The organism is Diaphorobacter ruginosibacter, assembly GCF_040396215.1.
Classification (GTDB): Bacteria; Pseudomonadota; Gammaproteobacteria; order Burkholderiales; family Burkholderiaceae_C; genus Diaphorobacter_A; species Diaphorobacter_A ruginosibacter_A.
This window is the reverse complement of record NZ_JBEBOW010000115.1, coordinates 1-12,675: the sequence shown is the minus strand read 5'-3', so window position 1 is coordinate 12,675 and position 12,675 is coordinate 1. Positions and strand designations below refer to the sequence as shown.

General features: G+C 64.2%; 10 protein-coding genes. 2 read left to right on the top strand and 8 right to left on the bottom strand.

Features of this window, described 5'->3' with window-relative positions; genetic code table 11:
- The first annotated feature begins 106 nt into the window (after nucleotides 1-106).
- Complete coding sequence (locus ABWP92_RS13470) at nucleotides 107-1,033, top strand: aspartyl/asparaginyl beta-hydroxylase domain-containing protein (RefSeq protein ID WP_502907535.1); 927 nt, start codon at nucleotides 107-109, stop codon at nucleotides 1,031-1,033.
- A 30-nt stretch (nucleotides 1,034-1,063) separates the two neighbouring features.
- On the opposite strand, the gene ABWP92_RS13465 is transcribed toward ABWP92_RS13470, so the two are convergent.
- The 8 genes from ABWP92_RS13465 to argS all read right to left on the bottom strand — a co-directional run bounded on the left by ABWP92_RS13465 (nucleotide 1,064) and on the right by argS (nucleotide 12,233).
- Nucleotides 1,064-4,642: an IPTL-CTERM sorting domain-containing protein gene (locus ABWP92_RS13465; RefSeq protein ID WP_353235901.1), complete on the bottom strand. Its 3,579-nt coding sequence runs from the start codon at nucleotides 4,640-4,642 to the stop codon at nucleotides 1,064-1,066.
- Nucleotides 4,643-4,949: 307 nt separating this feature from the next.
- Nucleotides 4,950-5,390: an acyl-CoA thioesterase gene (locus ABWP92_RS13460; RefSeq protein ID WP_353235900.1), complete on the bottom strand. Its 441-nt coding sequence runs from the start codon at nucleotides 5,388-5,390 to the stop codon at nucleotides 4,950-4,952.
- A 408-nt stretch (nucleotides 5,391-5,798) separates the two neighbouring features.
- Nucleotides 5,799-7,400, bottom strand: coding sequence for an RNA polymerase factor sigma-54 (locus ABWP92_RS13455; RefSeq protein ID WP_353235899.1), 1,602 nt, complete (start codon nucleotides 7,398-7,400; stop codon nucleotides 5,799-5,801).
- 55 nt (nucleotides 7,401-7,455) lie between these two features.
- Entirely contained in the window at nucleotides 7,456-8,247 is a 792-nt protein-coding gene (gene lptB / locus ABWP92_RS13450) for an LPS export ABC transporter ATP-binding protein (RefSeq protein WP_353235898.1), read from the bottom strand.
- A gap of 26 nt (nucleotides 8,248-8,273) precedes the next feature.
- The gene (gene lptA / locus ABWP92_RS13445) at nucleotides 8,274-8,933 is read right to left on the bottom strand and encodes a lipopolysaccharide transport periplasmic protein LptA (protein WP_353235897.1); all 660 of its coding nucleotides are present in this window, start codon (nucleotides 8,931-8,933) and stop codon (nucleotides 8,274-8,276) included.
- Nucleotides 8,934-9,096: 163 nt separating this feature from the next.
- Complete coding sequence (locus ABWP92_RS13440) at nucleotides 9,097-9,747, bottom strand: thiol:disulfide interchange protein DsbA/DsbL (protein WP_353235896.1); 651 nt, start codon at nucleotides 9,745-9,747, stop codon at nucleotides 9,097-9,099.
- A 66-nt stretch (nucleotides 9,748-9,813) separates the two neighbouring features.
- Nucleotides 9,814-10,500 (bottom strand): SPOR domain-containing protein, encoded by a 687-nt coding sequence (locus tag ABWP92_RS13435; protein ID WP_353235895.1) that lies wholly within the window; start codon nucleotides 10,498-10,500, stop codon nucleotides 9,814-9,816.
- Nucleotides 10,501-10,523: 23 nt separating this feature from the next.
- Nucleotides 10,524-12,233, bottom strand: a complete 1,710-nt coding sequence (gene argS / locus ABWP92_RS13430; protein WP_353235894.1) for an arginine--tRNA ligase — start codon at nucleotides 12,231-12,233, stop codon at nucleotides 10,524-10,526.
- Nucleotides 12,234-12,345: 112 nt separating this feature from the next.
- On the opposite strand from argS, the gene ABWP92_RS13425 reads away from it, so the two are divergent.
- Nucleotides 12,346-12,660 (top strand): PsiF family protein, encoded by a 315-nt coding sequence (locus tag ABWP92_RS13425; RefSeq protein WP_353235893.1) that lies wholly within the window; start codon nucleotides 12,346-12,348, stop codon nucleotides 12,658-12,660.
- Nucleotides 12,661-12,675 lie beyond the last annotated feature (15 nt).

The window sequence follows — 12,675 nt, the reverse complement described above, 5'->3', positions numbered from 1 at the left end:
AACACGTTCTAAAGAGATATTCAATCTCCAGCGGCGTGCATGAAGGCTGCGCGCCGCCCAACCTCCTGCGGGCTCCTCCCCCGCTCGACGCCCAAGCGGTGCGCACATGGCTCTGAAAATCCTGTTCCTGGTCATCATTCTCATCTTCCCTCTCAGCGGGCTGTACATGCACCTGCGCGGGAAGGTGCGCCACAAGGCGATGCGCCAGTTGTTCGACCACTCGACGTTCACCGCGCCGTTCAACGTATTCATGCTGGCATTCTCGAAAGTGCCGCGCACGCCGTATCTGCCGACCAGCACATTTCCCGAACTCGCGCCGCTGCAGGCGCACTGGAGGGAAATCCGCGAGGAGGCCGTGAATCTGCAGAAGAACATGCAGATCAAGGCCGCCGCGAACAATGACGACGCGGGCTTCAACTCGTTCTTCAAGACAGGCTGGAAGCGCTTTTACCTGAAGTGGTACGGCGACGCACACCCCTCGGCCATGGAGTTGTGCCCGCTCACCACATCGCTGGTCGCGCGGATTCCAAGCGTGAAGGCTGCCATGTTCGCCGAGCTGCCGCCGGGCGCCAAACTCAATTTGCACCGCGACCCGTATGCGGGCTCGCTGCGCTATCACCTGGGCCTGGTCTCGCCCAACGACGACCGCTGCATGATCTCGGTGGACGGCGAACCCTACAGTTGGCGCGAAGGCGAGGGCGTGATCTTCGACGAGACCTACATGCACTGGGCGCAGAACGCCACCAACGGCAACCGCATCGTGCTGTTCTGCGACGTCGAGCGTCCGATGACCAACGGCTTCGCGCAGTGGCTCAACCGCTGGCTGGGCACCAACGTGGTCGCGGCGGCCAGCTCGCCCAACAACGAAGGCGACCCGCGCGGCGTCATCAGCCGCCTGTTCAAGATTTCGTTCTATGCCGGCCAATACCGCCGCCGCTTCAAGGCCTGGAACAAAACCGCCTACAAGATCACCAAATTCGGCCTGATGCTGGCGGCGCTGGCCGCCATCGTGGCGCTGTTCGCCAGGCTCTGAGCCAGAGACGGCGCTACGCTCACGCGTGCATCACGCCCGGCCGCGCCTTGCCACTGCCGCGCCAAGCAGCCCCACCAGCAACGCCAGCATCCACAGCCCCCATTGCGAGAGGGTCGGGATGGCCCTGGCCTGGACAGCGGACGCGCCCGCTTTGTCGTCCAGCGCGGTAGCCCGGGCCTCGGCCGGCGCCGCGGCGCCATCGGCTCGGGAGACGATGGGCACGGCGCCTGCCAGCGACACGCCGGCCAGAGCATCCCTCGCGCTGGCATTGGCGAACGGCGAAGCGGCCTGCCCCAGTTCGTCGGTGAGAACGGTGGCCACGTCGCCATCGCCCCCGGGGCCCCTGAATGTGATGCCCACGTCGGAAATCGCCACCGGTTGGCCCGAAACGTCCGTCAATTGCACGGTAAGGGGGTCGCTCCCGCCGTCGCCCACGGGCGTGAGAATCGTGCAGAACCGGGCATTGGCCTCGATGGTGGAGAACGGCTTTTCCTTCAATCCCGAGAAGCGCAGGTTGTCGACTCTCCAGAACTGGGTTTCGGGCGATGGCGCGAGCTCCGACGTTCCCAGCCGCCAGCCGATGCGCACTGTGCGGCCCGCGTACACGCGTCCCAGGTTCACCGTGACGTCACGCTGCCAGCCGCCGCTCCTGCGCACGAAGGCCGGCTGCGAGCGCAGGGGATTGGTGTTGGCCACGTCGCCGCGCGACGACCAGATGCTGCCGTTGTAGGCGACCCTGTCGCGCGGCAGAGCGGTATCCGGCTTCTGCTCCTCTGCGATGGTGAGCTGGCCGCCGTTGGTGTCGTCCAGTCCGAAATCGTATTGCTGATCGAACGTCAGCACGAAATCCGACTGCGCATCGACGCGCAGCCACGGCGAGTACAGCACATGGCTGCCCTTGGCGCCAGGCACGCTCGCCTGATACCAGTTTTGCGCGTCGCCGGAGACGATGGACCAGTTGGCGCTGCCCAGGACCATTCCCGCATCCGGAAAATCAGCCGTATCCGACGAGGCGCTGTTCTGCGTGATGTCCGCATTCAGCCAGGCCTGTATCGACCGGCCCGTGGCGGCGCCCGGCTGGTCCTGGGGCATGACCACGTTCACGCTGAACGTGGCACGGACGTAGCCGTTCAGGCCTGACACATAGACGGGCGCGGCCATCACCCGGCTCTGCCCGGGCTCGATCGCGCCGTCCATCGCCAGGACGTTGCCCCCCGGAAACCGCACCAGCGGCTCGTCGGCCCGCAGATCGAGCGATGCGCCGCTGACCGCGACATTGCCACGATTGACGACCGTGACGAGCAATTGCGCGGTTTCTCCGTTATCCAGGTTCGCATCGCCGTCGCAGGTCATGGCGCCCGGCTGGCTCATCGACAGTTCTGCAGCTTCCACCACCAGCATCGGACCCGCATCGAAGCTCTCGACCACGCCCTTGTTGCTGGTGGAATAGCGGTCCGGCCCCTGAGCGCCCAGCCCCGCGCCGCGCCGCGCAAAACCGGTAAGACAGGCAGCATAGTCCTGCGGATCGTTGGCCGCCATGACCGCCAAAAGCGCGTCGCGCGCCTCCAGCAGCGACGGGTTCACCGGCGTGAGCTTCATGCCGGCTACCAGATAGGATTTCATGTGCTGCCGCGCTTCGGAAAACGGCCGTGCATTGAGCATTCCCGCATAACACTCCCACAGCATGCCGGCCCAGACTTCGCCGGTGTTGTGCAGCTCCGAATTGGATACGCCGTTTTGGGCCTGTGACGCGATCAGCGGCGCATTGACGGGTGCGCCGCCCGGCAGCGGTTCATCATCCTGGATATGTTTGAACGTCAGCGGATTGACGGCGAAGTCGGTCGAGTAGGGAAACCGCCGGCTTCCAAAGTAGGAAGCATTGTTCTGATCCAGCGCGGGAGCCATCGTGGCGCCGTTGGCGTAGGCAGCGTGCGCGTAAGCACCCTGGTAATGGTCGTTGCCTGGCTTGAGCCGCTCCTGCTCGGTAACGGTGACGAGCTGCGCCAGGAAGTCGCCCCAGCCCTCGCCCAGTCCAGCCGCCTGCCGGGCGGACAGGCCCGCTCCGTTGCCGATCAGGCGATTGCTCAGGAAATGGCTCCACTCGTGGATGACGATGGTGTTGTCCAGCGCGGCGCTGCGAGTGGGCGACCCGCGGTTGTAGACATAGGCGCGCATGATGGGTGTGCCGCCGTCGGCTGGCGTATCCATGGAGGCGTTGTTCATGCCGATGTAATTGAGCGCCCGCGCGGAAATCGCGTCGTTCTCCAGGCCGCCGCGCCCGAAATTGCTGGCCTGCGCATTCCCCGCCGCCTCATCGAATCCCACATCGTAGAACCAATCGTGCAGCCAGTTGATCACGTAGAACATGTTGGACACCGAACTGGAAGCCTGCCCCAGATTGGCCAGCGCACCAGCCGAAAAATCGTAGCCGTAATCAAAGGACTGGCTCGCCGTGCAGGCATAGAAATCGGCATTGACGGACGATGCGTTCGGACTGCAGAACACCTTGCCGGACAGCGGCGCGCCGCCATCTCCATCGGGGCTCTTGACATCGCCGAACACGCGGACGTTATTGCCCACGCTGAAACTCAAGGTGGCATTGACGCTGGAATCCACCCAGGGATCGTTCTTTGAAAAAGGCGCATTGGCAAGCGTGATCCTCGACGGCGCCGCCATGCCGGGCGAATAGCCGTTGGGGCCGCTGGCCGGATACGGGCTGAGATCCATCCCCTGCGCGCCGCGGTAGGGCACGCCGGTCTGTGGATCGGCCCACACGCCATAGGTGTAGGAAACGGCGTCGTGCGAGATCATGCTGTTGCGAAACAGTATCTCGCCGCTGCCGCTGTCGATGACGTAGGCATAGGCGTGGTGCTCGCCATCCTCGCGCACCCGCAGTTCCATGTAATAGGCGGCCAGCAGCCCCTGCGGCATGCGAAACCATGTGGCCCGGTAGCGAATCGGCTCCTCCAGAACCGCTCCCCGCGCGCCCTTGACCGTCGCCGGCAGATCAAGCCTCCGGTAACCGCCCGCATCCGCCTCGCCTACAGGTTCGGAAAACAGGGAGATCACATCCGTGGAGAAATCGAAATCGTCCAGAGCCTTCTGCGCGGCCGCGGCGGCGGACAAGGGATTCGCGGCCGCTGACTTCGCGGTGGGTGCGGCAAGCCCGGTGCCGCCGATCGCGCCGCCGATGTTCAGCAACTGGTTCTGTCCGTTCAGGAGCACCGTCGCCTGCTCGCGAAAAACCGGAATGCCGTCGCGCTGATTCGTGAACCGCACCATTTGCGCACCGCTGTCCAGCGGCTTCTGCAGTTGAGCCGGCGCGGTGTCCAGCTCGGTTGCGCTCACGCCATAAAGTGGCGCCAGGCTTTTGAATTCCTCGCGTGCCGCACTCACGGGATCACGCCGGGCCCATTGCTTTCGCTGGTCTGCCGCCAGGCGCCTTGCGGGGTCCACCGAGACAAAGACCGCTGTTCCCAATCGCGAATCGCGCCTGAGCTGCCGCACGGAGTCGGGTACCGCGGCGGCCTCCTTGGCGGCCACGCCGGGCGCGGCCAGCAGCGCATCGACGGGGGCAAGCTCCCGTGCCCGCGCCGCTTCAAATGCCATCAAGAGACATGCCGCCAAGGCCGCATGCAGACATTTTCCAAACGCCTTCGCCATGTGCCGCCTCCCACACTGCTGCAGCGGGAAGGCGTGCGTACACGTTCATACAGGCCGTTCCTCTACCGCTTGACTACAGCAAAAGAGAAGATCCAGACCCTGCCTCGCATTCACGGAAGGCGGGCCATTTGGAACATGCTATCCACATTTACAAATGGTTGATGTTAACTTTTGTTTTTCTTAATGTGAAATTCGCGACATCATCCTACAGCCAAAACGGGCCTTGCCCCGCATGCGCATCGCGCGCCATGCCTCAGCCCTGCCGCTGCATCGCGACGAGCTGGCTCAGCACCTTCTCCGGGATCGGCACGACCTTGCGGTTCGCCTTGCTCACGAAGGCAATGCCGGTCTTGCCACGCGCCACTTCCCGGCCCTGGGATTTTTCGGTGACGCTGAACACCAGGTCGAACCCATACCGGTTGAAGTCCGCCGGCGTCATGCGGATGCACATCACCTCGCCGTGAAAGCCTTCCGACTTGTATTGCGCGACGATGTCGCCCACCACGATCGTGACATCCGGGTATTGCGCCGTGGGGAAGCCGATTTCCTGGAAAAAGCGCAGCCGCGCCTCGGACACCAGGCTCAGCAACTGGGCATTGTCCAGATGGCCGCCCTGGTTTACATGGCTGATGTAGATCTGCACCTCGGTGGCGAAGGCGAAATGGGCGGGGAGTTCAAAGACGATGCGGGCCATGGGAGGGAGAAGAAGAATGCCTGGGGCGGCATTGTGACACCATGGGCTGCCCGCCGCAGGCCGGGCGCGGCGGCGACGCTCGCCTGGCACATGAGGCCATGTCTTGATATTGCATCAAGACATACGGCCTACATGTACCGGCGTCGTCTTGGCGGCCATCCTGAGTGCGGCAACGGATGCGACGATGACAACCCGTCCTCCGTTGCGGCGACCGCTACGCTTCCCCCTACATTCCCACCAGAATGCCCCTGAGATTTATTCAATCGCCACTCATATGGCGTTTGTTGTTGGCAATGGCTAATAGTCGCCATTTAATTCGCCGCTGGCAATATCGCTTTCCTGTAAGTTTGATGTGGATCGCCATGAGAAGCGACATTTTCATACAGTCGCCCCTGGATGATGAACGCGTCACACCGCCTTGCGCAGATTCGCGGGCGGGATCTTCAGCGCCTCGCGGTATTTGGCCACCGTGCGGCGGGCGCATTCGATGCCCTGCTCCGCCAGCATGTCCGCGATCTTGCTGTCCGACAGCGGCTTTTTCGGGTTTTCGTTGCCCAGCAGTTGCTTGATCAGCGCCTTCACCGCCGTGCTGGATGCGCTGCCGCCGGTTTCCGTGCCCAGTCCAGAGCCGAAAAAGTATTTCAGCTCGAACGTGCCCTGCGGCGTGGACATGTATTTGGCCGTGGTCACGCGGCTGATGGTGGATTCGTGCAGGCCGAGCTCATCCGCGATGTCGCGCAGCACCAGCGGACGCATCGCGAGCTCTCCGTGCACGAAGAAGTTCTTCTGCCGCTCGACGATGGCGGTGGAAACGCGCAGGATGGTGTCAAAGCGCTGCTGCACGTTCTTGATGAACCAGCGCGCCTCCTGCAGGCGCTGCTGCAGCCCGGCATTGGCTTCGCCGCCGCGCTGTCCACGCAGCGCATTCGCGTAGACATCATGCACGCGCAAACGGGGCATCACGTCCGCGTTGAGCTGCACGGTGAAGCGCATCTGCGCGCCGCGTCCCACGTTCTTGACGATGACGTCGGGCACGATGATCTGCCGCTGCACATCCGCGAAGCGGCGTCCCGGACGCGGCTCCAGGCGCGCGATCAGGTTCATGGCGGCGCGGGTGTTCTCCTCGCTCGCGCCGGTGGCCTGCGTCAGCCGCTTGACGTCGCGGCGCGCCAGCAGGTCGAGCGAATGGCGGCAGATCTCCAGCGCCACGGCAATAATGGCCGGATCGCCTTCCTCGTCCTGGTTCATGCCGTGCAGTTGCAGCTCCAGGCATTCCCCGAGATTGCGCGCGCCCACGCCGGCCGGGTCCAGGCTCTGCAACAGGCGCAGCGCGACGGTGAAGCGATGCACCAGCTCTTCGAGAGCCTCGGTGGGAGCATCCTTTCCCGCCAGCGAGATCGCCAGTTCGGCCAGCGATTCTTCCAGATAGCCGTCGTCATTGAGCGATTCGATGAGAAAGCGCACGGCCGCGCTGTCCAGCTCCGACAGGTGCAGCGACAGCGCCTGCCGGTGCAGATGGTCGGTCAGCGATTCGTGCGAACGCGCCAGATCGATGGCATCCACTTCGTCGTCGCCCGAACTGCTGGTGTGGTTGCGCGCGGGCGCGTCGCCGCCCCATTCGCCATCATCCGGCTTGACATCGACCGTGCCGTCGCCATCCCAATCGACCTGCTCGGTCAGTGATGCCGCCGGGTCCGGGTCGCCCGCCGCGCCGTGGTCTTCCTCGGCGCCGGGCGATGCGGCGCCGGAAGCGCTCGAGAGCTGGTAGAGCGAGCCTTCCGCCTCGCCTCCGCCGTCGTCGGCGGGGGCCGGAGCGTCCGCGCGGTCAAGGCCGAATTCTTCGCCAGGCGCGCTATCGGTCTCGCGTTCGAGGAACGGGTTGTCGTCGAGCATCTGCTCGACCTCCTGATCGAGTTCGAGCGTGGACAGCTGCAGCAGCTTGATCGACTGCTGCAGTTGCGGCGTGAGCGCCAGATGCTGCGATACGCGAAGCGACAGTCCCGGCTTCATGGCTTGCGGCTCTTTATCGCGGTGAAATGCATTCCCAGGATGTCGCCCATGGCACTCACATGCGGAAATGTTCGCCCAGGTACACCCGGCGCACATCTGCGTTGTCGACGATCTCCGATGGCGTGCCCTGCGCGAGCACGTGGCCGTCGCTGATGATGAATGCGTGATCGCAGATACCCAGCGTTTCGCGCACGTTGTGGTCGGTGATGAGCACGCCGATCCCGCGCGCCTTCAGGAAACCGATGATGCGCTGGATCTCGATCACCGCGATCGGGTCGATGCCGGCGAACGGCTCGTCGAGCAGGATGAAGCGCGGCTGCGTTGCGAGCGCGCGGGCGATTTCCACGCGGCGGCGCTCGCCGCCCGAGAGCGCGAGCGCCGGGGATTCACGCAGGTGGTCGACGCGCAGCTCCTGCAGCAGCAGGGTCAGGCGCTCCTCGATGGCCGCGCGCGACAGCGCATGGCCATGCTCGTCCTGCTGCAGTTCGAGCACGGCCCGCACGTTGTCCTCGACATTGAGCTTGCGGAAGATCGACGCCTCCTGCGGCAGGTACGACAGGCCCAGGCGCGAGCGGCGGTGGATGGGCAGATCCTGCACGGACTGCCCGTCGATGTAGATCTCGCCGGCATCGGAGCGCACGAGCCCCACGATCATGTAGAACGACGTCGTCTTGCCCGCGCCGTTGGGCCCCAGAAGCCCCACCACCTCGCCCTTGCGAACGGACAGGGAAACGTCCTTCACCACCTTGCGGCTGCCGTAAGACTTCTCCAGATGCAGCGCCTCCAGGCGGCTTTCGGCATCGGTGTCGCTGCTGCCGTCGGGCAGCGGGGATTGTTCTGCGGACATAGGGTTGTTCAGTACTTCGCCACCGCTCACTTGCCGCCGCCGCTGCCCATCTCGGGGCTTGCACGCAGCACCGGCGCCTCGCCCGGGCGCTGCGCCCCGCCCGAAGCGGGCGCATCCTGCGCCGGCCGTTCCTTGGGCGTGAGCGTCATGCGGACGCGGCCGGAAGAGCCTCCAGCCTGACCGCCGGGAGTGGTGCTCTTGACACCATCCACGGTGAAGATGTCGGTGATGTTGTTGTAGACGATGAGCGCGCCGTTGACCTGATCGGTCAGCGTGGCGTCTCGGTAGCGGCGCAGCTCCGCGCGGCGGATGAACTTGACGATGTCGGCCTTGCCGTCGTATTCGATGACCTCGCCCTCGCCTTCCACGAACTCATGCGGCGCGCCCGGCGCGGTGTCGCGCTTTTGGCGGAAGAACGCGCGCTTGCCGGCCGCCGCGGTGACGGTGCCGAACTGGAAGCCGTCCGCGTCCTGGCGCACCTCGAGCTGCGCGCCGCGCAGCACGATGGTGCCCTTGGTCATCACCACGTTGCCGGTGAACACGCTGATCTGCTTGAGCTCGTCATGGCGCAGTGCATCGGCCTCGATGTTCATGGGCTTGTCGCGGTCTGCTTTTTCAGCATGCGAAGCCACCGGGCCGAACGCCAGCAGGCAGCCAAGAAGGAGCGGGATGAGTCTGGTTGTCATAGGGCATGAATCTTGCTCGATCATTGTACTGAAGTACTGGGCTCCACCCGGTTTCGCAGGCCAAATCAGAAAGGCGCGGCCAGCCGCCCGACGCCGGGGCGCAAACAAAAAACGCGCCACAAGGGCGCGCTTTGCAAATCCAGCCATCAAGCAGCGGCCTGAATCAGCTCTTGAGGGATGCGAGGTATTCCACCACCTGCAGCACGCTTTGCATGTTGCCCGCCATCGTGCCGTCGGTGTAGTACTTGCCCGCGACGCCCATCGAAGGCACCCCTTCGACCTGATAGGAATCCTGCAATGCGGATGCCTTGCGCAGTTGATTCGCCGTATTGAAGGAGTTGTATGCCTCCTTGAACTTGGCGACATCCACACCCTGCTTGCCGATCCATTCGAAGATCGCCTCGTCCTTGTTCAGCGGCAGGCGCTCGACATGCACCGCATGGAACACCTTGGTGTGCAGCTTGGGCAGCAGGTCCATGCTCTCCAGCGCGAAATACAGCTTCTGCTGGGGGATGAAGCTGGCGTTGAACGCCACCGGCACGCGGCGGATCGCCAGGTTGGCCGGAGCGCTCTTGGCCCAGGCCTCGAAGGCGGGCTCGAACGCGTTGCAGTGCGGGCAGCTGTACCAGAAGAACTCGATCACTTCGACCTTGCCCGCTGGAGCGTCGGTCGCCACGGGCTTTTTGAGCTTGACGAAATCCTTGCCTTCCTTGAACGCACGCGCCTGGGCCTGCACGGAAGTGGCGAATGGCAGTGTCAGAGCGGAAGCGGCAACTGCGGACACAGTGGACAGGGAAAACTCACGGCGTTTCATAAGATGAAAATTCCTCTTTGGTTTTTGTATCAACTGGGGATTGTGAGCGGGAGGGCATCAAAAAGTTCAGCGCTGGACGCGAACGAGCGCGGTCTCGATCCCCGCGCCTTCGAGCTTGCCCTTGAGCGAATCCGCATCGTCGCGCTTTCCGAAAGGCCCGATACGCACGCGGAAGACGGTGCGGCCATTCTGTTCGCGCTCGCTCACCCGCGCTTCCCAGCCCAGCATCGCCAGCTTGGCGCGCTGCGCATCGGCGTCGGCCTGCGAGCGGAAGGCCCCGGCCTGCACGAAATAGTCGAACGGGTCATTGGTGGTGGGAGCGGGTGCCGGGGCCGGAGCGGCTGCGGCCCGGGCGCGCGCCAGATCGCCCAACGGGTCGCTGCTGACCGGCTTTTGCTGCACGGCCGCCGTGGCGGCCGAAGCGCCCGCGCGCGCGGCGGAAGCCGTCTGCTCGGGGGCGGGGGCGGGCGTCACCGTCCCGGTCACGGCGGGGGGAGCCGTGGTGGCATCCCTGGGAGCAGAGGAGCCGGGCTTGGCCGGATTGCGGCCGGAGAGACTGGAATTGGGGTCCCAGTTCTTGTTGCGCTGCGCTTCCGCCTCGTCCTGATCGGCGCCCCGGGTCGCGTTCTTGTTGAGGAACGGGACAGGCACCTTTGTCACGTAGACGGCCACGGCCAGCGCCGCGGCGAGACCGACGAGCACGCCCAGGATAAGCCCCAGGATGAGGCCGCCGCGTTGCTTGTGAAGATTCATAAAACCGTTGTAGTCACTCGAAGTTACATACGCTCGGGCGCGGAGACGCCCAGAACGGCGAGGCCATTGTGCAATACCTGCGCGGTCGCAGCGACCAGCGCCAGGCGCGCCAGCCTGACCTTTTCGTCGTCCACAAGGATACGCTCTGCGTCGTAGTACGAGTGATAGGCGGAGGCCAGATCGCGCAGGTAAAAGGTAACGTCATGTGGCGCGTTGCCGGCGGCCGCGGCCGCGAGCATTTCGGGGTATTTGGCCAGCAGCAGCATCAGGGCCTGGGCCTGCGGGCCCTCCAGCGCCGAGAGGTCGACGTTCCCGAGCGCGGCCGCTCCCGCGCCGCCCTGCTCCTGCCAGGAGCGCAGCACCGAGCAGATACGCGCATGGGCGTACTGCACGTAATACACCGGGTTGTCGTTGTTCTGCGCCACCGCCAGGTCCACGTCGAAGGTGTATTCCGTGTCCGGCTTGCGCGACAGCAGGAAGAAGCGCACAGCATCCTTGCTGGTCCATTCAATCAGGTCGCGCAGCGTCACGTAGGAGCCCGCGCGCTTGCTGATCTTCACTTCTTCGCCATTGCGCACCACGCGCACCATGGTGTGCAGCACGTAGTCGGGGTAGCCCTGGGGAATGCCGACATCGGCCGCCTGCAATCCCGCGCGCACGCGGGCGATCGTGCCATGGTGGTCCGTGCCCTGGATGTTCACGACCTTGCCGTAGCCGCGCTTGAATTTCTGGATGTGATAGGCCACGTCCGGCAGGAAGTAGGTGTAGTGGCCGTCGGACTTGCGCATCACGCGGTCCTTGTCGTCGCCGTAGTCGGTGGACCTGAGCCACAGCGCGCCGTCCTGCTCGTAGGTGTGGCCGCTGGCGATCAGCCGCTTGACGGTGTCTTCCACATAGCCGTTGGTGTACAGGCTCGATTCGAGGTAGTACTCGTCGAACTTGAGGTTGAACGCCTGCAGGTCCTTGTCCTGCTCGTTGCGCAGGTAGGCCACGGCGAAGTTGCGGATGTTCTCGTAATCCTCGACATCGCCGTTGGCGGTGAACTCACGGTCATCGGCCTTGACGGTTTCCTTGTTCAGGAACGCCTGCGCGATATCGGCGATGTAGTCGCCGTTGTAGAAATTCTTGGCCAGCGGATTCTCGCTGTCGGTCGGCCAGCACTCGTCCCCCGGCTTGAAGCCCTTGGCGCGCAGTTGCGTGCTCTTGGTGAGCGTGTCGATCTGCACGCCCGCGTCGTTGTAGTAGAACTCGCGGTGCACCTTCCAGCCCTGGGTGGAATACAGGTTGCTGATGGCGTCGCCAATGGCGGCCTGGCGGCCATGGCCCACGTGAAGCGGGCCCGTGGGGTTGGCGGAGACGAACTCCACGAGGATCTTCTCGTTGCGATCCGGCTGAAAACCGAACCGCGCGCCTTGCGCGAGCACCTCGCGCACCACCTCCTGCCTGGCGGCCGGCTTGAGGCGGATGTTCAGAAAACCGGGTCCGGCGATCTCGATGGCATCCGCCCATTTCTGGAATGCCGCTGTGGCCTCCAGCGCTGTTTTCAATTGTTCACCGAGGGCTCGCGGGTTGGCCTTCAGTGGCTTGGCCAACTGCATGGCCGCCGTGCAGGCGAAGTCGCCATGGGCCGCAACCTTGGGGTTTTCAAATGCCGCGCGCGCGCCGGCGCCGGGCGAAAGTTTTTCAAGCTCGGCAGCCAGAGCGGCGAGCAAATCCTGTTTGACGGAGAGCATCCGGCGATTTTACGTTCCCGTGTCATCTGAGGCATGTCAACTCGCGTTATGCTGAGTGGCCCGCATCTTTTTCGGGTATTTCTGTCGCTTTTTGCACTGCAGGAGAACCAACATGAAGAAACTGCTTTCCGCCATCGCCTCAGCCGGCCTGGCGCTGTCCCTGGGCATGATCACCGCCACACCCGCGGCGGCCAAGGAACCCACGGCCCAACAACAGAAAATGACCGCCTGCAACGCGGACGCCGGGGCCAAGGAGCTCAAGGGTGACGAGCGCAAGGCCTTCATGAAATCCTGCCTCTCGAACAAGCCCGCCAAACCCGCCACGCAGCAGGAAAAAATGAAGACCTGCAACGCGGACGCCGGCACCAAGTCGCTCAAGGGCGATGAGCGCAAGGCGTTCATGAAGGAATGCTTGAGTAATAAGTGACCCCCCTGAGGCGCT

Bases quoted from the DNA above. Each gene is read 5' to 3' on its own strand.
- ABWP92_RS13435 (WP_353235895.1), bottom strand. From the start codon at position 10,500: ATGAATCTTCACAAGCAACGCGGCGGCCTCATCCTGGGGCTTATCCTG.
- ABWP92_RS13425 (WP_353235893.1), top strand. From the start codon at position 12,346: ATGAAGAAACTGCTTTCCGCCATCGCCTCAGCCGGCCTGGCGCTGTCC.
- argS (WP_353235894.1), bottom strand. From the start codon at position 12,233: ATGCTCTCCGTCAAACAGGATTTGCTCGCCGCTCTGGCTGCCGAGCTT.
- ABWP92_RS13465 (WP_353235901.1), bottom strand. From the start codon at position 4,642: ATGGCATTTGAAGCGGCGCGGGCACGGGAGCTTGCCCCCGTCGATGCG.
- lptB (WP_353235898.1), bottom strand. From the start codon at position 8,247: ATGTCCGCAGAACAATCCCCGCTGCCCGACGGCAGCAGCGACACCGAT.
- ABWP92_RS13460 (WP_353235900.1), bottom strand. From the start codon at position 5,390: ATGGCCCGCATCGTCTTTGAACTCCCCGCCCATTTCGCCTTCGCCACC.
- ABWP92_RS13470 (WP_502907535.1), top strand. From the start codon at position 107: ATGGCTCTGAAAATCCTGTTCCTGGTCATCATTCTCATCTTCCCTCTC.
- ABWP92_RS13455 (WP_353235899.1), bottom strand. From the start codon at position 7,400: ATGAAGCCGGGACTGTCGCTTCGCGTATCGCAGCATCTGGCGCTCACG.
- lptA (WP_353235897.1), bottom strand. From the start codon at position 8,933: ATGACAACCAGACTCATCCCGCTCCTTCTTGGCTGCCTGCTGGCGTTC.
- ABWP92_RS13440 (WP_353235896.1), bottom strand. From the start codon at position 9,747: ATGAAACGCCGTGAGTTTTCCCTGTCCACTGTGTCCGCAGTTGCCGCT.